This is a genomic window from Pedobacter sp. AC190, assembly GCF_979258025.1.
The window spans coordinates 4,925,011-4,946,135 of the sequence record NZ_OZ409824.1 but is presented as its reverse complement, the minus strand read 5'-3'; the positions used below and the strand labels follow the sequence as shown (position 1 = coordinate 4,946,135).

The 21,125-nt window shown below is 37.8% G+C and carries 15 protein-coding genes; 7 read left to right on the top strand and 8 right to left on the bottom strand.

Going from position 1 to position 21,125, the window contains the following annotated elements; translation table 11 throughout:
* Nucleotides 1-275 precede the first annotated feature (275 nt).
* The 8 genes from ACZZZI_RS21595 to ACZZZI_RS21560 form a co-directional block, all read right to left on the bottom strand.
* On the bottom strand, nucleotides 276-455 hold the full coding sequence (locus ACZZZI_RS21595) for a hypothetical protein (protein ID WP_463491330.1): 180 nt from the start codon (nucleotides 453-455) through the stop codon (nucleotides 276-278).
* A 115-nt stretch (nucleotides 456-570) separates the two neighbouring features.
* Nucleotides 571-903, bottom strand: coding sequence for a hypothetical protein (locus ACZZZI_RS21590; RefSeq protein ID WP_424056942.1), 333 nt, complete (start codon nucleotides 901-903; stop codon nucleotides 571-573).
* A gap of 58 nt (nucleotides 904-961) precedes the next feature.
* The gene (locus tag ACZZZI_RS21585; RefSeq protein ID WP_316757044.1) at nucleotides 962-1,423 is read right to left on the bottom strand and encodes a SusF/SusE family carbohydrate-binding protein; all 462 of its coding nucleotides are present in this window, start codon (nucleotides 1,421-1,423) and stop codon (nucleotides 962-964) included.
* Between the two features lie 13 nt (nucleotides 1,424-1,436).
* Nucleotides 1,437-3,149 (bottom strand): RagB/SusD family nutrient uptake outer membrane protein, encoded by a 1,713-nt coding sequence (locus ACZZZI_RS21580; RefSeq protein ID WP_316757046.1) that lies wholly within the window; start codon nucleotides 3,147-3,149, stop codon nucleotides 1,437-1,439.
* Nucleotides 3,150-3,166: 17 nt separating this feature from the next.
* A complete protein-coding gene (locus tag ACZZZI_RS21575) occupies nucleotides 3,167-5,503 on the bottom strand; it encodes a SusC/RagA family TonB-linked outer membrane protein (RefSeq protein WP_463491810.1) in 2,337 nt (778 codons plus the stop codon).
* Nucleotides 5,504-5,505: 2 nt separating this feature from the next.
* Nucleotides 5,506-6,183: a carboxypeptidase-like regulatory domain-containing protein gene (locus tag ACZZZI_RS21570; protein WP_463491327.1), complete on the bottom strand. Its 678-nt coding sequence runs from the start codon at nucleotides 6,181-6,183 to the stop codon at nucleotides 5,506-5,508.
* A 377-nt stretch (nucleotides 6,184-6,560) separates the two neighbouring features.
* A complete protein-coding gene (locus tag ACZZZI_RS21565) occupies nucleotides 6,561-7,367 on the bottom strand; it encodes a response regulator transcription factor (RefSeq protein ID WP_316757050.1) in 807 nt (268 codons plus the stop codon).
* Nucleotides 7,352-10,516, bottom strand: a complete 3,165-nt coding sequence (locus tag ACZZZI_RS21560; RefSeq protein ID WP_463491324.1) for a ligand-binding sensor domain-containing protein — start codon at nucleotides 10,514-10,516, stop codon at nucleotides 7,352-7,354. The genes ACZZZI_RS21565 and ACZZZI_RS21560 overlap by 16 nt, the downstream gene beginning before the upstream one ends.
* A gap of 345 nt (nucleotides 10,517-10,861) precedes the next feature.
* On the opposite strand from ACZZZI_RS21560, the gene ACZZZI_RS21555 reads away from it, so the two are divergent.
* From ACZZZI_RS21555 to ACZZZI_RS21525, 7 genes are all read left to right on the top strand, one after another.
* Nucleotides 10,862-11,887: a glycoside hydrolase family 43 protein gene (locus ACZZZI_RS21555; protein ID WP_424056939.1), complete on the top strand. Its 1,026-nt coding sequence runs from the start codon at nucleotides 10,862-10,864 to the stop codon at nucleotides 11,885-11,887.
* 20 nt (nucleotides 11,888-11,907) lie between these two features.
* On the top strand, nucleotides 11,908-12,984 hold the full coding sequence (locus ACZZZI_RS21550) for a cellulase family glycosylhydrolase (protein WP_463491321.1): 1,077 nt from the start codon (nucleotides 11,908-11,910) through the stop codon (nucleotides 12,982-12,984).
* A 133-nt stretch (nucleotides 12,985-13,117) separates the two neighbouring features.
* Nucleotides 13,118-15,073 carry a glycoside hydrolase family 97 protein gene (locus ACZZZI_RS21545; protein ID WP_424057312.1) on the top strand — a complete coding sequence of 652 codons (1,956 nt, stop codon included), beginning with the start codon at nucleotides 13,118-13,120 and terminating at the stop codon, nucleotides 15,071-15,073.
* Between the two features lie 447 nt (nucleotides 15,074-15,520).
* Complete coding sequence (locus ACZZZI_RS21540; protein ID WP_463491319.1) at nucleotides 15,521-16,042, top strand: hypothetical protein; 522 nt, start codon at nucleotides 15,521-15,523, stop codon at nucleotides 16,040-16,042.
* 1,099 nt (nucleotides 16,043-17,141) lie between these two features.
* Entirely contained in the window at nucleotides 17,142-17,510 is a 369-nt protein-coding gene (locus ACZZZI_RS21535) for a BlaI/MecI/CopY family transcriptional regulator (protein WP_424060308.1), read from the top strand.
* A 2-nt stretch (nucleotides 17,511-17,512) separates the two neighbouring features.
* On the top strand, nucleotides 17,513-18,601 hold the full coding sequence (locus ACZZZI_RS21530; protein WP_424060306.1) for a M56 family metallopeptidase: 1,089 nt from the start codon (nucleotides 17,513-17,515) through the stop codon (nucleotides 18,599-18,601).
* A gap of 118 nt (nucleotides 18,602-18,719) precedes the next feature.
* A complete protein-coding gene (locus ACZZZI_RS21525) occupies nucleotides 18,720-21,116 on the top strand; it encodes a TonB-dependent receptor domain-containing protein (RefSeq protein WP_463491316.1) in 2,397 nt (798 codons plus the stop codon).
* The last annotated feature ends 9 nt before the right edge of the window (nucleotides 21,117-21,125 follow it).

Here is a 21,125-nt window from a genome sequence, read left to right as displayed (position 1 = left end):
TTGCTTTTTACTAATTTTAAGATAGAAATCAAGGGTTAAAAGTCTCACAAAAGTCTGCCAAATACCCCTAAAAATAGCGAAATGAGAAAAGTAAAACCACTCTCAGAGTATCAAAAAGTCATCTACGGAGAAATATTAGTCGAATTTTTTAATTCGATATTCTCCACTAGAGCTACCATGTGGGATTAACGCATTCCACCCGAAATTTTTCATATTTATTTTTAATTATCAATTGACCAATGTTTTGGGAATAGGGTACAATTTGGTTTATCCATTTAATCGTCAGAAATATTGAGTATCCATTTTTTTAGTATAACCTTCCTTGCCTTCCTTTTAGATCTAATTTTCTTCTTTTTGTCAACTACCTTTGGGGTTAACTTTTTACCTTCTTTTCGCAACTTCATCAATCTACCGAGTTCGTCATACTTTGTCATCTTAGTGTCTAGTTCTGCCATTCGCTTCAAATCAGTTATAAATTTGTTGCTAATCCGAACCGCGGCCGACCCCGAGTTTTTAAAAGGTCTTAAATTAATATTTAAGACCTTTTTTTTGCTCATAATTCTTTGTTTTTCAGATAGATGTGTTGATAATTTTTTCATTATTTTCCACTTTGATCGATCGAAAATCAATAGCATCAATATCATTATCCAGGAGTAAATCTCGTGCCCTTTCGATTTTTTTATTGATGTCCTTTATTTGGTTGATATAAGATTTGCTGTCGTCTAAGATTGAATCGACTTGATTTTGATAAGCATCAGCAATTGTTTCAACAAAAATTTCTTCAAAACCCGCCCTGGGTAAGTAGCCCATAAGTTCTACACAAAATGCTTCATTGACCTGTTCGGAATGAAAGCGTATTCCACATGATGAGTTATTAAAAATGGCCGTAGCAAAAAAAAGCACGCCACATACTAAATAATTAATATATGGCGTGCCAAGTCATTTACTGAATTTATTGATTCTATTGTTTCTGAAAGGTTACCGTAACAGCCTTCATATCCAGGGTAACAAGATATGTGCCTGCATCGTTTGCATTTAATTTCCATTTTACATCGGGATTTCCCCCGAGTGCAATCTGTGCTTTGTTATTGGAGATAGCTTGGCTGGCCGTCGCGGCAGCAAAAAAATCAGAGGAAAAGCTTTTTTGTGTTGCAAACTTAATTTCGCCAGCAGTCAAAGGGCCTGTCCAGGTAAATTGCGTATTGTTTGACGGATTAACGGTCATTTTAATAGCAGCATCGATATTCCAGGCTGCAGGGCTTGCATCACCAATAACATATGCGTTGGTATAAATTAACGGTAAAGGATCGGATGCTTTCAGTTCTTTTTTACAAGAAATAAAGAAAATACTCATCCCGATTAGAAACAAGCTGCACATGAAGTGTAGTTTGCTCAAATTGTATTTTTTGTCTGATGCTTTCATTTTTCTGTTGTTATTAGTAGCCAGGATTTTGTTTCAACTGAGGATTTATATTCAATACATTTTCACCTATTGGGAAAATCTCGGTATGGTTATCTGCATCGGGTTGTTTATCCCACCAAGTGCCTTTGTTAAAAACCCCCCAGCGGATCATATCTGTTCTTCTTCTTCCTTCGGTTAAAAACTCGCGTCCCCATTCATCAAGTATTTCTTGATCGGTTAAACTGCTCCCGTCTGTTTTATATAAACTTGCGGAAGCTGCGGGGTAATACCTCGAGCGGACACGGTTTAGCAGGGTGCTTGCACCTGCCTTATCCCCAGTTCTGTATTTACATTCGGCAAGTGCATAATAAATTTCGGCAAGGCGAATCTCTGCATAGCTCGAAGCTATCTTGTTTGCATCATCTGAAGGGTACCAGGGATATTTAACCGATGGTATACCCGAATTCTGATCGGCATGGTTCATATTTGATTCCTTGTCGGAAGGTGCTACGCCTGGTGGCGTATTCAAAAAGTAGCCAACAGCATCCCTTATGTACAAAGTGTAACCTTTGGTTCCCTCTACATTAACAGTATTTCCACTTGCATTTTTGTAGGGTAAATAACCAAAGAGAAACATTCCTTCCCGTTTACTGCCACCAAGGTTTTTATATTTTTTCAACCTCACATCATCTGCGTATTTTTGGAATTTAACAAAGGGTTTACCGAGTGTTGTGCTCAGTTCTACATCATTAATATCTCTACCTGGCTGAAGCGAAAATTTTGGGTTCATGTTGCCATAGTCGGTAAAACCAAAATATTGTGGGGTATTAACAGGATAACTCCAGAAATACATTCCACTGGTATATTGCCAGTGGGTGAAGCCAAAAGAAGAAGGGAATGCAAATATATTCTCAGATGAAGTACCATTATTATAATCAAAAGGCGCATCCCAGCGGCTTTCGAGGTTATAGCTGCCGTATTTACCATCAATAATATCCTGACAAACTACCGCACACTGCGCAAATTTATCTTGTCCTGTGTAAACTTTGGCGTTTAAATAAAGCCTGGATAAAAGAGACATTGCTGCACCTTTGGTCCATCGGCCCAGTCCGTTTACACCCAATGTTGTATTAGTCGGTAGATTCGGTACGGATTGCAAAAGCTCATTTTCGATAAAGTTGAAGGTTTCTTGTGGAGTAGATTGTTCTTTCCCCTTATTTTCTCCTTTAACTTTTGTTATAATCTCGATATTTCTATAGGTATCGAGTAATCTAATGTAAAACCAAGCTCTTAATGTTCTGAGTTCAGCAAGAAAATCAGCCTGTTCGGCAGCGGTCATATTAAATTTAACAGGATCAATCGCCTCTATATCTTCAAGCGAGTTAGTTGCCAAGGCAATCCCTTGATACAGGTCATTCCACATACTGCTGGTATAGCCGTCTGTTTTCGTCCAGGTATGATTATGCATACGTTGAAAAATACCCCCATCAAACCAGTCGCCCTGGCGGTTTGGCGTCATCAGTTCATCTGAAGAATTTTCTTGAGCTGCATAGGTACTTTGAATGGTATAATAACCATGCTCAAAAGGCCTTAGAAAATCTCTTACTACATCGTCCTTGGTTTGAAGAAAATTCTTCGAGGTTATGATATCGTATGGTTTTTCATCGAGTTTTGTGCAACTTCCTAGCGATAGGCCTCCAACTAGGCTGACCACTAGTATATGTTTGTATTTTTGAATAAATTTCATGTTGATGATTAATTAAATTAGAAACTAACTTGTAATCCACCCAGTAACTGCATTGTTGACGGGAAATAATTTAAAGATGTGCTTGCTCCAGGATACAGTCCATTAACGGAAGTTGCTTCCGGATCACCACCAGTATAGTTAGTAAATGTGTACAGGTTTCTTCCAGTCAAAAAGGCCCTTACGGATTTAACATACTTTGTTTTTGGGCTGAAGGTATAACCAAGACTGATGTTGTCGATTTTTATGTAATCTCCTTTTTCCAGAAAGTAATCGGAAGCTGATGCAAGTGTATTGCTGCTGGTCAGTTTTGAATATTTTCCGCCATCATAAGCCGAGGTTAATACATTGGTGCCAGTTGTAGTTGCGGGTGTTCCGATATAAAAAGCATTAGTATTGAAGATACTATAGCCAAAAGCACCCCTTAGAAACACAGAAGCATCGAAGTTTTTATAGCGGAAAGTATTCCCCAGGCTTAACGTAAACTTTGGTAGACCATTCCCGACGTATTGTTTGTCTTCATTTTTAGAGGTGTTGGCTGCAATAATTTCACCTGCCTTATTGTAAACCAATAAACGTCCAAATGAATCGTAACCCGCAGATTTTAGCATGTAAAAACTGCCGATTCTCCGACCTTCCTCTAAACGCTGAATAGTGCCTGGGCTGCCTGGCGCAGGCAAACCTACCGCGTCGACAAATGTTTGTCCTTTGTAGGTGTCATTGGAAAAGGAAACAAATTTATTTTCCAGTGTCGCGCCTGCAAGAGAGATTTCGTAGCTGAAATTGTCAGTCTTTATCGGAGTGCCGGAAATCTGAACTTCTATTCCTGAATTCTGCATAGAACCCACGTTAGCATAAATTGTTCCCTGAACATTCGGTGGAATTGGAACATTATAATTGCCTAGCAAATCCTTATTTTTTCTGATATAGTAATTGATGCTACCGCTTAAGCGGTGTCCAAATAAAGAGAAGTCGATACCTGCATTATAGTTTGCTGCAGTTTCCCATCTGAGATCATAGTTGGTATTCTGACTTGGACCATAAACCTGATAATAAGTTCCGTTGTACAGGTAATAACCATAACCCGTGTAGGTATCCAAAGATAAATAGTTGCCGAAATCCTGATTACCTGTCAGACCATAATCTGCTCTAACCTTTAAATTATCAATCCATTTAACGGATTTAATTATCGGTCGCTGGCTTAAGTCCCATGCGGCGGAAATGGCTGGAAAATTCCCCCACTTATTGTCTTGCCCGAACTTCGATGAACCCTCGCGGCGTAAGCTGGCAGACACAAAAACCTCATCAGCGAAGCTATAATTCAGCCTTCCAAACAAGGCGATTAATCTGGAGTCGTTCTGGAAACTGCCAACGTTATTTTGTCCGGCAACCAGATTATATAAACCCGCACCTAGGTTATTGTATGTAAAGACATCTGTAGGGAATTGAGAATTCGAACCAGACAGCCCCTGATTGTTGAAATAGGCGTAAGAATAGCCGCCCAATAATTTAAAGGAATGTTTGTTGATGTCGAGCGAATAATTTGTGGTCCATTCTAAGTTTTTAGTGTCGTTATTGGTATAATTTCTTGATGCCGAATTGCGGCCGCCATTTGAAGCAACGGCATTTGTGTTAGTAGATGGACGAAAATAAAAGCTTAGAAAACTGGTATTCGATTGACTTACCATAAGTTGTGTACTCCAGTCCTTGATTATATTAAGTTTGAAGGAGCCATTCCAGTCCAGATATTTTCCTTCCGTTCCGCTTAATACGGTGCGCACTTCCTCAACAGGATTGTAAGGATCTGTAATTCCATTGGTGGTATAGTAATACAGGTTTCCATTAGTCGGGCTAATTAATGGTTGGGTAGGATTTAATGTTAACGCCTGTTTAAACCCGGCGTAATCAGCATTGTTGCTTTTTAAGTATCGCGGTGCAATATTTAAGGCAAGAGTATATAGATTGCTTTCGGGTGTATGGGTAACATTTATCCTTGCACCATATTCATTTTTTGATGAGCGAATGTCAATACCTTCTGCACCTCTGTAGTCCCCGGAAATATAGTAATTGGTTCTGGCATTTCCACCTGAAGCAGATAGGTTATGACGCTGAGAAAATGCATATTTTCGTGTGATTTCATCTTGCCAATTTGTTCTGGCACCATAATCAAATCCTCTTTTATTAGCGATAAAAGCATCTGCAGATAGTACTTCAATATTATTTGTGGGTAGATCAAATGAAAAATAATTGTTGTAATTCATCTGGGTTTGTGAAGTACCTCTTTTGGTAGTGATTAGAATAACACCATTACTTCCTCGGGTACCGTATATTGCAGATGCAGCTCCGCCTTTTAGGATGTCTATAGAAGCGATATCATTCTGGTTAATGTTGTCAATATTTCCTCCGGGATTCCATCAACAATATATAGCGGTCCTAGCCCAGCATTTCGCGAGGATACGCCACGAAGCTGAATGCTGGGAGAAGAGTTCGGGTCGCCAGTAGCAGTATTGACAACACTTAAACCTGCTACCTTTCCCTGTAGGGACATTAAAGCGCCATTTCCGCCAACGGAGAGTAAATCTTTAGCGCCTAAATGGGTTATTGCACTGCTCACTTCCTTTTCACGAAGTGTACCATAACCTACTACAATAACATCGTTCAGGGAACGGATGTCATCAGCTAAAGTGATGTTGATCTGTTTTTTATCGCCTGCTTTTACTTCCTGATTATTAAAGCCTACATAGCTAAAAACAAGAACGGCGGAAGTGCTGCTAACTTCAATCTTATATAATCCATTTTCATCCGTGACGGTACGGTTTGAGGTTTCTTTTTCACTTACAACAACTCCAGGGATTGGCAGCCCTTTTGAATCAGTGACTTTACCTGAAATTGGAACGGGAATTGTTAATTCTTTTGCAATGTTTTCTTTGTTGTAAAAACCCGCGAATGTGGGTTGGCCAGAGATGATCAGCACTGCAAGGAGCCATCTCGACCTTCGAATCGCTTTAGCAATCCCGATAGGTAGCTTTTTTTTCATATACATTTGGTTAGGTTAAACTTTGGTTTAGATTGCAAATCGCAAAACATATTCTTTTTTGATTGCGACCTTGATCTGAAGCCTGGTTTGGGTTTCGAATATTTAAATTTTCTTGTTTAGTTGGTTTTGGTCAATTCAATAACCTCATTACCTATTGAATTGCTGATACAATGTAGAGAGAACTGCATCATTCCTATTTACCATATTGTTTCAATTTATCATCAAATAGTATCATAATTCAGGTGTAGGAAACAAGAATTGCAGCGAGTGAAAAATTAATACAAGGGATTCGAAGGGGCAGTGTTTAAACCTATGATATTAAGTTAATTAGCTGTAATGGGCCTTGCGTGAATTGAAAACACCATAAATTGAAATGGTTATTTTTTTATTCCTTTAGATTGGATGTATTCTGTAGGAGACATGCCGAACTGTTTAGAAAAGTTTCGGCCAAAATGATTTTGCGAACTGTATCCAACCTGCTCAGAGATTTCATAGATCCTCAGGACTCCCTCGCTAAGCAGTTCAGCGGCCTTTTTAAGCCTGGCAATATTTATCAGTTCGTTAGGGCTCAGGTTTGAAATGGATTTTATCTTTCTGTATAAAGTAGGTCTACTCATATTCATGTGGTCGGCAAGATGTTCTACATCCAGCTCCGGATTATCCAGTTGGGTATTGATTAGGTTTTGAAGTTTCTCCAGAAAGAGCTCATCGGATTTAGAATAAGCCATTGTTTTAATATGTATCAATGGAGAGCTTGCAAAATATGCTTTAATTTTACTCCTGTTTTTAATTAACGAAGAAACCTGCGCGTTCAGAAAATCAATGGAAAATGGTTTTTCTATGTAGGCATCTGCTCCAATTTCTAGTCCTGCGATCTTCGATTGTAAACTATTTTTCGCTGTAAGCATTATAAATGGAATATGGCTGTATTCCATGCTTGATTTCATTTTTTCACACAGTTGATATCCATCCATTTCAGGCATCATTACATCGCTTATTACCAGCTGAATAATTTCATGACTAAGTATTTCAAGTGCCTCAGAGCCATTTTTGGCGGTTAGGACTTTGTAGTGTTCACTTAAATCATCCGCAATAAAATCCAGGATCTCTGTTTCATCGTCTACAATAAGAATCACGAATTTTTCTTCTTGTAATTCGTAGTCATTCATTACTGTTTTTTCCATACTCCTTTTAGGTTAAATTCGATAAGCTGGTGAATAGGCAATTGCAATACGAAAATGTTATGCTCTTTTTCATCAACTGATGCGAACAAATTTCCACCGTGTAATTCGGCCAGTGATTTTGAGAGGGATAGGCCGATCCCTGTGCCTTGCTTAAGCTGGTTTTCAGTAGCCCTGAAAAATGGCTCGAATATCTTTTCCCGTAACTCTGGATGAATTGGAGGTCCTTCATTCGTTACGGTAACAGAGAAGATTTCTAAATTTTGATCTAGAACCTCCAACTTTATTTCGATTGATTTTTCGCTATATTTCAATGCATTATCGATCAGATTGCTTATGATTTTGTAGAAGGCTTCTGTATCCACATAAGCGAAGATTTTTTCATCTGGTAATAATAACTTATAACTGAAATTTTTTTCTTCGGCAATCGGGATAAACACATCAAAAATATCAGACAGAATATTTGAAATATTTGTATTTACAAAGTTTAAGGAGAAGCCATTTACTTCGGTTTTACGGAAATCGAGTAATTGATTGGTGAGATTAAATAGCCTGTCCGTGTTTCTTTCCATGGTTCTAAGATTTTTCTCAATTAATGGAACAGCAGAAGCGTGCTTAAGTATCTTTTCCATTGGCGCTTTGATCAGGGTAAGTGGTGTTCTTATTTCATGGGCAATATTTGTAAAGAATTCAATTTTAGCCTGATATATTTCCTTTTCCTTCCTTTCTTCGAATCGATCCATCCGTCGTTTGTTGCGATTTTCCATACGTTTATGGTAAGTTCTAAAGAGATAAAATATGAACAGAGCAGTTGCAACGGTGTAAAGAAAATACGCTAAATTACTTTGATATATAGGTGGTAATACTTCTATAAAAATTTTTTGATTGTGCGTTGTCCAGTTATTACTTCCATTGAGTAGTGCTTTTACTTCAAAGACATAATTGCCAGCAGCAAGCTTTGTAAAATAAACCTTCCTGTTTGTTTTAAGGTAATTCCAGTTATCGCTGAGACCTTTCATACGATAGGCATATTGAGTCATATCTGGTGAAGTATAACTGATTGCAGCAAAATCTATACTGAATGATGATTGTGAGTCATGCAGGGAAATTCTGTTGGTGTAAAGAATAGATTGCTTTAAGAATAGATTGTCTTCGTTCTTTTCATGCTGATTATCAATCTGAAACCCTGTAATTTGTACAGGCGATTTGAAATTGAAGTTTTTAAGATCTCGAGGTTGAAAGCTGATCAGGCCACGCACACTTCCAAAAAATAGCCGTCCATCCTTATCTTTGAAACCAGAGTTGTAATTGAATTGGTCGGTTAGCAAACCATTCGACTTTGAATAAACTTTAAAAGAGCGATCCGCAGGATTGAAATGTATTAGACCTCGTGTGCTTGCAATCCACAACTTTCTATCTTCATCTTCCATGATTTTGAATAAAAAATTACTTGGAAGCCCATTTTTAACTGTAATGTGGTCAAAATTTTCTTTTACAGGGTTAAACAAATTTAGGCCGCCACCATCGGTACTTATCCAGATGTTATGACCTCGGTCTTCAAAAATTCCATTAACGGTGTTATTACTAAGACTCTTTTCATTTTTAGTATTGTTTTTATATTGAGTAAAACCAGGTTTACCTAGGTGAAAACGAATTATGCCACTATCAAATGTTCCAGCCCAGATATCTCCCTTGCTGTCTTCTGTAAGGATTTCATAAAATACCAGGGGCAGCCCTTCAATCAGCTGAAAATTGTCTTTTTGCTTATTGTATCGATAAAGGCCTGTAATTGTGGCGAGCAATATTTCTCCACTTTTTGTTTTACAGAAAGTCAATACAAAACCACTTTTCAAACCACTTGATTTTCCGGATTTGTAGTGTTTAATTACTTTTTTAGTTCGAATATTAATAATGTCAAGGCCATGCTCGAAGGTGCCGACCCAGAGCTTATCATTATCTACAAGTAACCCATGGATGTTAGAATAAGAAATGCTTGTGGGTTTTCCATCAGGAAGAAAATTTGTGAACAGGCCTGTTTTTGTATCGAGCATATTTAATCCCGCATCTTCCGTACCAATCCATAAATTGCCGTAGGCATCTTTACTGATCTCACGTACATCGCTTCCGCTTATCGAATTAACTTCTTTCTGAGGAAAGTATTTAGTGAAAAGTGAATACTGGCTAGAGTAATAATTGATACCGCCAAAATAGGTTCCAACCCACATACCCATTTCCCTGTCTTGTAAAACACAATATATCGCATCATCAGATAGCGAATATGGATTTCCATATTGTTTTTTAAGTCTGGTTATTTTTTCGTTAGCATAAACGTAAATTCCAGATTCCGAGGCAATCCAGAATTCGTTTTTAGCTGACTGAACAATATCTCTTACATAAATAGATGTTTTATTTGTGTTAAACACCAAAATCTCTTTTACTTGAGCCGTTTTACGGTCGAAAAGCTTAATGCCTTGATTGGCCGTGCCAATCAAAATTTTATTACTCCCAGCATCACGCACCTTTGTAACCCAGCTATTTTCATCAGGATTTGCCTCACTCATTACATAATACGAGTAAAAGGTGTTTTTATTTACATCGTACCGCTCTATAGTGCCTTGCATTGTTGTAATCCAAATGCTGCCATCCTTCATCATAGAAACAGAAGTTGCTTCGAAGTTTGCTTTCTTTTTGAAATTGAAAAGGCTTTTATTCTTTATATTATATCGTAATGTTCTTCCCAGGGCGATGATCCATAAATTTCCGTTTTTATCGCTGGCTAAGTCATTTATCCGAAGATTTTCAGTGCCTTTTACGAGCAGAAATTTTTCGCTCTGCGGTAGGTACAGATATACGCCAGCGTTCGTACCAATCCATAATCGATTCGCCGAATCATTGTGAAGCGCATATATTAAATCGTTCCCTAAACTGCCTAACTGGCTCGCGTCCCTACGATAGGTTTTAAACTGATAGCCGTCAAACCTGTTTAGTCCATCTTTAGTACCAAACCACATAAATCCATTGCCATCTTGGGCACTACACAAAACAGTATTGTGTGATAAACCGTTTTCAACCTGGTAATGACGAAAGTAGTAAGGTTGGGCGGAAGAAACCCTGGTAGTAAAAAGTAAAATGGTTAGAATTATCAGTCTCAAAATCATATATTCTATATCAAATATATTAATATCAAACTGCTATCGGTAGTAATTGTAAAACTGATACAAAATGTGGAAAACCTGAGAGGATTTGCATGCGTTCGAATAACCTCATTAAGTATTCCTTGAATTAGTTTTTGATTTTTAAACTAACATACTGGTAAAAAGACACAAAATGAAGAAATATTGATACGATTTGGTCTCGCCTAAAGTATTAAATCCGTCATATTTGAAATATACATCCAGTTTAGCTAGTTAGAAACTGGTATGCACTAACCAAAAAAAATTAAAAAAGATAAATGTCTGTTGATTAAGTCAATTAACAAACAGAAAACACAAATTGTTATGAGTAAATTTTTATTAAGCATTATGCTTACTTTTGTTGCTTTCGGAATTCGGGCACAAACCTTTACAAATCCATTACTACCAGCTGGTGCCGATCCTTATAGCTACTACAAAGATGGGTTTTACTATTATACCCACACAACTGGCAATCGTATTGATTTATGGAAAAGTAATAGCCTTGCAGATTTAAAGGATGCTCCTAAAAAAACCATATGGAATGCACCTCGAAGCGGACCATATTCTAAAAGTATCTGGGCACCCGAGGTAATGTTTATTCAGGGTAAGTGGTATGCATATTTTGCTGCTGATGATGGTAAAAATGAAAATCACAGAATGTACGTCCTGGAAAATTCCTCAGCAGACCCGATGATGGGGGATTGGGTATTCAAAGGACAGGTTTCAGATAAGACAAATAAATGGGCTATTGATGGTGATATTATTTCCATCAAAAATAAATTATATATGGTTTGGTCTGGCTGGGAAGGAGATATGAACGGTAAACAGGAAATTTATATTGCCACGATGAAAAACCCATGGACAGTAGATTCGGACCGCGTTAAAATTTCGACGCCTACATTCGACTGGGAAAAACATGGTGATTTGAATGATCCTAATAATCCGCCACATGTTAGTGTTAATGAGGGGCCACAATTTTTGGTTCACGGTGATAAGATTTTTATTATATTTTCTGCTAGTGGTTGCTGGACGGATTATTATGCACTTGGAATGCTGTCAGGTCACATCAACGATGATTTTATGAAGCCTGAAACCTGGAAGAAACATGAACAACCAATATTTCTAAAATCAGAAGAAAATGGAGTTTATGCACCAGGTCACAATTCGTTTTTCAAATCTCCAGACGGCAAGGAAGATTGGATCTTATACCACGCAAATGACCAACCTGGACAAGGCTGTGGGGGTTTTCGTTCACCCAGGGCTCAAAAATTTACATGGAATGCAGATGGAACCCCAAACTTTGGCATTCCTGTTAAAACTGGCCTGTCTATAAATATTCCTTCAAATTAACCATTCAAACTGAAAATCTTATGAATATAAAGAAACTTTTAACGACAGCATTTTGCCTTAGTTTATTGGTAAGCAGTGTTTTTGCTCAAAAAGATAAAAAATTACCAGGCCAGGTTTGGCCTGTAGAAAAGGCGAATGAGTGGTATAAAAATCACCGTTGGCTAACAGGCGCAAATTATATTCCTGCAAACGCAATTAACCAGTTGGAAATGTGGCAGGCAGATACTTTTAGTCCTGATTTAATTGATAAGGAATTGGGTTGGGCAAACGGCATTGGCTTTAACACTTTACGGGTCTTTTTATATAGTAAGGCTTATAAACAAGATCCTCAAGGGTTTTTAAAAAGGGTAGATCAGTTTTTGGCTATTGCAGATAAACATCAAATTAAGCCAATGTTTGTATTCTTTGATGATTGCTGGAATAAAACATCAGAAATAGGGAAGCAGCCAGCGCCCAAAACAGGTATTCACAACTCAGGCTGGTTACAGGATCCTGGTGATCCTGCTTTCAAAGAAGAAGCTAATTTTCCTGAACTTGAAGTTTACGTAAAAGCGGTATTAACACGTTTTGCAAATGATAAAAGAGTGCTTCTCTGGGATTTGTATAATGAACCAGGCAATAGCGGCAAATTAGAAAGTTCTATTCCATTGTTAACTAAAACAATAGAATGGGCCAGAGCCGTTAATCCAAGCCAGCCTATTAGCATCGGTTTATGGAGTTGGGGTTTCGAAAAACTGAACAAATTGCAACTTGCCAATTCAGATATTGTTACCTATCATAATTATGAAGCACCTGATTGGCATCAGCGTACAATTGATTTGCTAAAAGCGAGTGGTAGGCCGCTGATTTGTACAGAATATATGGCCCGTACCCGTAATAGTCGTTTCTCGAACATTATGCCCTTACTTAAAAAGGAAAATGTTGGTGCGATAAACTGGGGCTTTGTTGCGGGTAAAACCAATACAAAATATGCCTGGGATACGCCATTGGCAGATGGTAGTGAGCCAATAGAATGGTTTCATGAAATTTTTAATCAGGATGGAACGCCATATCGTAAAGATGAAACGGATTTGATTAAAAAGCTCAATGGTAAATAAGCCTAGGCACTCCAAGGGGCAGATTATCTGAAATAATGCAAAAGGCAAAATACCAGGAAAATACTGCAATCACAATATCAATGATAGGCAAAGGCTTATCCTTAACCAATGGCCATTAAAAAATAGATTAGTTATGAAAAAACATTTATTAATACTGTTAGTTGGGATGTTCACTAATATCATCGCTAGAAGTGCCGAGCTAATTTCCCCCAATGGACTCATCAAAGTGGAAATCCATGTCACAGACAAGATATCTTACGATATATACAAGGGTAATCGTTTACTCCTTAAAAACTGTAGTCTGGGTATTAACATAGATAAGGCATATTTAGACCGAGAAATAAAGGTTCGAAGTCTTAAATCTTTTAAAATCAATGAGCAATTAAATCCTGTAGTTCCGTTGAAGTTTTCGAAGATCGACAATCTGTGCAATGTGCTTGTGATGAAACTGAGTAGTGGGTATTCCGTTGAATTCAGGGCTTATGATGGGGGTGTTGCATATCGCTTTATTACGGATCTTAAGGGCGATAAAAATGGGCAAATTAAGGTAATCAGTGAGAACATCACATTACCCTTACCTAATAGTTATCAATTGCATGTACAGCCTGCTAAAGATTTTACATCAAATTATGAGACCAATTATATTCATCCTGATGCTAAGACATGGACAGATTCTAAACAGATGGTTACTTTACCAGCCTTGATTGATACTAAAACTGGGGTCAAGATACTCTTTGGAGAGACGGATCTTACAGATTACCCATGCTTATTTTTAAAAGGAGAGGTAAATAAAGGAATGATGTCAACCTTTTCTAAAGTTGCAACTGAAGAACGCCAGGAAGGCGATCGATTTATGCGTATTACCAAATCTGGCGATTTTATTGCAAAGACAAGTGGCAAACGAACATACCCCTGGAGATATTTCATTACTGCATCTAATGATCTGGAATTGTTAGAAAGCACACTTCCAGTTAAACTGGCTCCCCGATCGTTAATTAAAAATACGGATTGGATAAAGCCAGGACAGGTAAGTTGGGAATGGTGGAATGATGCTTCCCCTTATGGTCCTGATGTTAAATTTGAATCTGGATATAATCTGGAAACTTACAAGTATTATATCGATTTTGCCTCAAAAAGTAGAATCCCATATATCATTATGGATGAGGGGTGGGCCGAAAGCGTACACGATCCATATACCCCAAATAAAAAGGTAGACCTTCAAGAGCTTATAAAATATGGGAAGGAAAAAAAAGTCGATATCATTTTGTGGCTAACCTGGCTCAGTGTAGAAAAAAACATGGGTTTATTTAAGAAATTCTCAGAATGGGGAATCAAGGGCGTGAAGATCGATTTTATGGACAGAAATGATCAATGGATGGTTAATTATTATGAACGTGTAGCCAAAGAAGCAGCGAAGTATAATATCCTGGTTGACTTTCATGGTGCTTTTACCCCCAGAGGACTGGAACATAAATACCCCAACGTTATTTCTTATGAAGGCGTAAGAGGTTTGGAGCAAATGGAAGGGTGTCAGCCAGAGAATACAATCTATCTTCCTTTCATAAGAAACATAGCTGGTGCGATGGATTTTACACCTGGAGCCATGATCAATATGCAACCTGAAGTTTATGGAGGCAAAAGGCCAAATGCTGCTGCGGTGGGAACACGTGCTTACCAGCTGGCACTTTTTGTTCTTTTTGAAAGTGGGGTTCAGATGCTTTGTGATAACCCAACCCTTTATTATAAAAATCAGGACTGTACTGATTTTATCGTTAAGGTACCAGTAACCTGGGATGAGACCAAAGCATTAGTCGCAGAGGCTGGAGAGATAGCCGTAGTTGCCAAAAGAAATGGGAAAAAGTGGTTTATCGGCGGGATTACCAATGGAATGGCGAGAGACATAGATCTAAGCCTTGATTTTTTGACTAAGGGTAAATCTTATAGTATGACTTGTTTTTCTGATGGAATCAATGCCAGCCGACAAGCCATGGACTTCAATAAAAAAACCATAACAGTAAGTTCAAACGCTGATATCCCAGTAAAGATGAGTAGGAATGGAGGCTTTGCTGCTATCATCTCCGAATTATAAGCTAAATTGGATAAACCAGAGTACATTGACCCCGTCTCCCCCAGCTGTTCCATCGCGTGTTTAGCCACCCCTCGCTGGCGCACGCGTGCCGCGTGTGAATAAACAGTAGATGTGAAAATACAATGCGCCGTAAATACAAATTCTACAATAAAGAGGGCTTATACTTTGTTAGTTTTGTCACAGTATATTGGATTGATGTATTTGTTTGACCGTTGTACTATGATATTTTGGTAAAAAGTTTAATTTGAATTGTCCGCTATAATTATCTTACTGGACTTCGCGATATTATCACTAATTATAATCCGAATTTCGATGTCGCTAGGGCTGCAATATTAGCAAATACGGGGATAATACCTAATAGTTCAAGTGACTCAATCATCAACGGTCAGGAGGGAGATACTACAAAACCAGGTTATCAAGGCACAAAGTGTCCAAATTAATTTAATTATGATTAACAAACATACTTTTATCCGTGTAGTTCTATTATTTGCGCTACTTTCTACATGCTTTTCAGAGAATTCGATAGCGCAAAAAAATCAGAAAGAAGCATCGAAATATAATCCAATTTATAAAGTATTAAACGAATTTACTTTTAAAGCGCTGAATGATAGCATACCTCTATATGCTTTTAATTTTAAAATAAATGTAAAAAAAATTGGAAAGAATCAAGTTGTGAACGTCACAGCGAGTGATAGTTTGGCATATTCTATGTTTCCAGGCTACAAGAAATATTATTCTTTCGATTTTAGTCCTTATATGAACACAAAACAGGAAGTCAGCTTTTTCATACCAATTCTAGTTTTAAACAAAGCGCGAGTGGAAGTAAGTTCTGATATTCAGCTACCTCCAATTGAGATAAATAATCTTATAAATTTATTTAAAAAAATTTTATATGTTGATAAGCCAGCTCCTAACATACTAATGATGGATTTAATGAGAGTCGACAAATTAAAAATTCCAAAGAAGTAGCGGTGCAAATCATTTTCAGATTGGTCTTATACTGTTGGAGTTTATAGCTACATTAAATGGCTGTTCGAGATGTTAGAATTCTGCCCCTCGCTGGCGCACGCGTACCGCGTGTGAATAAATAGTAGAAGTGAAAATACACTGAACCGTAAATAAAAATTCTACAATAAAGAGGGATTGTATTTAGTGAGTTTTGACACAGTATATTGGATTGATGTATTTGTTTGATCGGTGTACTATGATATTTTGGTAAAAAGTTTAATTTATTGCCATGCAAATTTGGGCTTAGCGTTGTATTGTTGGCGTATTATGCCAAGCCATGCACATTTAATCTTTAAAGCAAAAGAAAATAATCCTCATGTTTTGTTAGGCAGATTTAATGAATATACGTCGAAGCAAATTGTAACAGCAATAAAGGAAAACGGCCAGGAACGTAGAAAGGAATGGGTGCTTTGGATGTTTGAACGGGCAGGCTCAAAAAGCAGCAATTAAAAGGAAGCCAATTTTGGCTACATGACAATAAACCAATAGAATTATGGATTACCGACGCTATTAAACAAAAAGCAGATTATGTACATGATAATCCTGTTGTTTCAGGATTTGTAAATGAAGCCTGGCATTGGAAGTATAGTAGTGAATCGAATATAATGGAGGCAAGGGATTAATTTATATTAGCTATTTTATAGATTGGTGTTGAGATTTTAAGTGCACACGCGGCACGCGTGCGCCAGCGGGGGTGAAAAAAGTCCAACATTGACCCCATCTCACCAGAAATAAATTTGTTGTAAAGTTTTGCTTGTCTGTATTTTAGAGAATTGGCGAAAAGGGGTCAAATGAATTGGTTTATGCAAATAGAGCAAATAAAGGCCGATTATTGGTTCGAGCCCTGGAAGGCCACCCTGACGGTGTATGCTATATAAAACTGTCGACTATCTACTGTTTATACTTATTTGGCTGTTAATCTGATAGATATTAGCGGTTCGATGTTTACAACATATTCTTACAATGATTTTGCTAAACTAAGTCGAACTTTATTTTAATTTGGATTTTTAGTTGTGGTAACTAATTTTTTAGCTGATATTTGAAGTTAAATAAATAGGCCATGGATATCAAAGATTTAACGAGAGTTGAAAGCCAATTAATGCAGGTGCTCTGGAAATTGGAAAAAGCATTCGTAAAGGAAATTATAGGTGAGTTGCCAGATCCAAAACCTGCATACAGTACGGTTTCAACCATTATCAGGATTTTAGAGAGCAAGGGTGTAATCGGCTACGAAGCTTTTGGTAAAACCCATCGTTACTTTCCCTTAATTAGCAAAGAAGAATACATGCGTTATGAGGCGGATAAATTTTTGGGCAGTTATTTTTCTAATTCAGTACAAGACATGTTCTCTTTTTTTGTTCAGGAAAAGAAAATCGATATGAAAGACGCCGAACATTTGCTTAAAATGATAGATCAAATAAAAGATTAATCATGGGACTTGAATATTACTTTCTCTGGTCTAGCATTTCGCTGGCTCTATTTTATCTCTTTTATGTGCTATTGCTTAAGAGAGAAACTTTTTTTGTTTTTAACAGGGTTTACCTGCTTGTTGCGCTTTGCTTATCGATGTTAATGCCCTTCTTGGATCTGTCTTGGTTAATCGTATTGCCAAAGGTTGAACTTGTAAACCACACACTTGCAGTTGTTGGGGTAAAGAAATTAGAAAATGACGTCGGGAAAGAATTTAGCTGGGTAACTTTTGTGTACTGGGTTGGAGTTGTGCTTGGTGCAACACGATTATTGATCAAAATAGCTGGTGTAAAAAAACAGATAACGCTGCCCAAGGATGGTGATGCATTTTCTTTTTGGAAAACCAAGGTGATAGACCGAAAGCTTTCTGGCCTGGCCGTAATTAATGCACATGAAAATATACACGTTAAACAGTTGCATACATTCGATCTGCTGCTGATTGAAATAGTAGAAGTATTTTTTTGGTTCAATCCCATTGTCTATGCCTATCGTAAAAGCCTGAAGTTGATCCACGAATATTTGGCTGATGAATATGCATGTAACTTTTCGGCAAGCAAAAAGCAATACGCGATGTTGCTGTTTCTCCAAAACCTGAATGCGGGACCTGAATTGGCAAATACTTTCTACAATGCCTCATTGCTCGAGTCGAGAATAAAGATGCTGCAACGGGAAAAATCTAGCCGCCACAGGCTCTGGAAGTATATTTTATGCTTACCTCTAATTGCAATTTTGTGTTCCTTTAATACCTCAGGTATTACTGGCAACGATAACAAAGTTGACCAGGCAGCAAGTTTCCCTGGTGGATTTGATGCTTTTAGTAAATATCTTATCAGTAACGCAAAAAAAGTCTCCAATAAAAATGGAAAGGTGATTGTGAGTTTCGTTGTTCAAACCAACGGGGAAATTAGCAATGAAAAAGTTGAAAGAAGTTTAGATCAGGCAAGCGATCAAGAAGTGTTGAGACTTATTAAAGCTAGCCAAAAATGGAAGCCTGCATTGCAAAATGGAGAAAAAGTAAGTTCAGCTTATCAAATAGCGATAAATTTTTAGATTGATAATCAGATAGATACGTATTTAATTTAATTAATTAGTTGTAGTATCTAATAAATTAGTTGTTTGACTAATTAATTAGTTATATGTTTGGATTGTTCAAATTTATCCAGACGTTATGCTTTTTATTTTACTTAAATTTGCCCGCTCTTATTGTGGTTTAGTTTTTATTTTGTTTTTCAGCACCATGGCTGTTAGTGCCCAACAAAAGTTGGGTAAGGTTACTGGTAAAGTGGTGGATGAAAAGCTTTCTGACCTCCCGTTTTCTCAGGTAGCTTTAAAAAAGGGTACAGATACAAGTATGGTCAAATCTTTATTGGCTGATGAAAAGGGGAACTTTAGTTTCCAGGTCCCTAATGGCTCCTATCTTATTGAGGTCAAGATGATGGGCTACACCAAGAGGCTTACGGCGGTTTTCGACATTGTGCCGGGCGAGAAAAGGGAACTGGGGACAATTGTTCTTAAGACATCGGAAATTCAACTTGCGGCTGTGAGCATTTCTGCTAAGCTTCCATTTGTAGAAAGGAGGGCAGACAAGCTTATTGTAAATCTCAACGGTTTAGGTTCAGGTGCGCCAATTATGGAAGTAATGAACCAACTACCTGGTGTAAGTGTAACGCCAGATGACCAGATTAGCCTGAACGGCAAATCTGTTCAGATCTATATTGATGGCAAGGCCACTACTCTTTCATCAGAAGCACTGGCCGGTATGTTGAAAGGAATTTCTTCGTCGGCTATCCAAAAGGTTGAACTCATTGCCCAGCCCTCTGCAAAATACGACGCTGCCGGGAATGGAGCAATCATCAATATCATCCGTAAACGTAATTATAAAGCCGGGCTGAACGGAAATGTTTATGCTGGAGGAGGGAAAGGGGCATTTGGAAAAGCTAATGGAGGTGTTAACCTTAACTATAAAGGAAACGCTTATAATCTGCTGCTTAATCTAGATTATAATTACAACAAATACTTCTACGATAGTTACATTGTATCCACTTTTGTCGATGCCCGGGGAATAGCCTCAGGTCAATCAACTACTGATATCAAAAGCACCAGAAGCAATGCGAATTACACGCCAAATCTGGGAATGGATTTTTATCTTTCAAAGCGCACTACACTGTCTGCGTCGGTTAAACCTGGATTTCAGACTTTCGGTCGCAATAGCACTGCTAATATCGATAATGTTGTTGGGCAATCGCAGTTTATTAATCTAGTTAATATTCGTGCGTCTAATTTCTCATCTGGACTTCGACTACAACATCAAGTAGATAGCTTTGGAAGGGATTTGACAGTCGATGTAGATTATTACCGTTATGGAAATTATAACGATCAGGACAGCAGAACCGTAACGTTCAGTCCCGCATCAGACCTGCCAAGCATGGTTGGTCAAGACCGTGTGTTCGATGTTTATGCTTTTAAAATGGATTACACGCATCCTTTAGCCAAAGGTCATCAATTTGAAATGGGTATGAAAACGAGCTATGTTAATGCTAAAAATTCCAACTTTTATCAGGATTTCACTAGTCAGCAAACCAATTTATTTAATTACAAAGAAAGTATTTCAGCACTTTATTTAACTTATGCCCGCACTGGCGAGAAATTTTCCTATCAGTTGGGTATAAGGGGAGAGTATACAAATGGACAGAGTGAACAGGGGTTTGGAAACGAACGATTTACCAGAAGCTATTTCCAGCCATTTCCATCTGTACATCTTGACTATAAGTTTACCAAAAACCATAGCCTTAGCTTAGGGATGAACAAAAGGATAGAACGCCCTGGCTATGAGAGCCTAAATCCGCTGGTGCGAATTATCAGCAGCAGCAATCTGCAACAGGGTAATCCGGCACTGAAACCTCTGGTTGCCTATAATGCCGATTTATGGTATGGTTATAAAAATGCATTTTTCTTTGGACTAACTTATAGTCACAGTGTTGATGATTTTACCAGCATCTCTGTTCCTTTGGCAAATGGTGTAATATCAACACTTCCAGGAAATGCAGATTATGGGGATTATTTTACGCTTCAGGCAATGTATGGCAAACAAGTGTTGCCATGGTGGTATACCAGTTCGAATGGCATTTTATCTAAACGATCATTTAAAGGCGAATTTAACGGGGTTTTGCTAGAGAGTGATGGGATAGCCAGTCTTGCTGCAACTTCGTATAACAGTTTCTCGCTGAGTAAAAATTTCTCTGTTATGTTTCTTTTCAATTATCGTGGTAAAAGTGTAGATCGAACAATTACTAACCGAGCTTTTACTTATGTTACAGCAGGTATTCGTCAGCAACTGTTAAATAAAAGGGCATCTATTCAGCTAAATGCAATGGACATTTTTAAATCATACCGTAATGAGTATAACCAGGATAGTGGTACCCTACAGCAGTTGTGGCGAAATCAGTTTGAAACCAGGATGGTGAAGCTGAATTTTAGTTACAGCTTTGGAGGCACGGTAAAAAACACTAAGAAGAGCAATGGTACAGAAGAGGAACGGAGAAGAAGTAGTTTGGGTGAAAATTAGCACGTAACA

Coding starts and splice junctions, on each gene's coding strand:
- ACZZZI_RS21595 (WP_463491330.1), bottom strand. CDS start 455: ATGGCAGAACTAGACACTAAGATGACAAAGTATGACGAACTCGGTAGA.
- ACZZZI_RS21585 (WP_316757044.1), bottom strand. CDS start 1,423: ATGAAAGCATCAGACAAAAAATACAATTTGAGCAAACTACACTTCATG.
- ACZZZI_RS21580 (WP_316757046.1), bottom strand. CDS start 3,149: ATGAAATTTATTCAAAAATACAAACATATACTAGTGGTCAGCCTAGTT.
- ACZZZI_RS21570 (WP_463491327.1), bottom strand. CDS start 6,183: ATGAAAAAAAAGCTACCTATCGGGATTGCTAAAGCGATTCGAAGGTCG.
- ACZZZI_RS21565 (WP_316757050.1), bottom strand. CDS start 7,367: ATGGAAAAAACAGTAATGAATGACTACGAATTACAAGAAGAAAAATTC.
- ACZZZI_RS21555 (WP_424056939.1), top strand. CDS start 10,862: ATGAGTAAATTTTTATTAAGCATTATGCTTACTTTTGTTGCTTTCGGA.
- ACZZZI_RS21550 (WP_463491321.1), top strand. CDS start 11,908: ATGAATATAAAGAAACTTTTAACGACAGCATTTTGCCTTAGTTTATTG.
- ACZZZI_RS21545 (WP_424057312.1), top strand. CDS start 13,118: ATGAAAAAACATTTATTAATACTGTTAGTTGGGATGTTCACTAATATC.
- ACZZZI_RS21540 (WP_463491319.1), top strand. CDS start 15,521: ATGATTAACAAACATACTTTTATCCGTGTAGTTCTATTATTTGCGCTA.
- ACZZZI_RS21535 (WP_424060308.1), top strand. CDS start 17,142: ATGGATATCAAAGATTTAACGAGAGTTGAAAGCCAATTAATGCAGGTG.
- ACZZZI_RS21530 (WP_424060306.1), top strand. CDS start 17,513: ATGGGACTTGAATATTACTTTCTCTGGTCTAGCATTTCGCTGGCTCTA.
- ACZZZI_RS21525 (WP_463491316.1), top strand. CDS start 18,720: ATGCTTTTTATTTTACTTAAATTTGCCCGCTCTTATTGTGGTTTAGTT.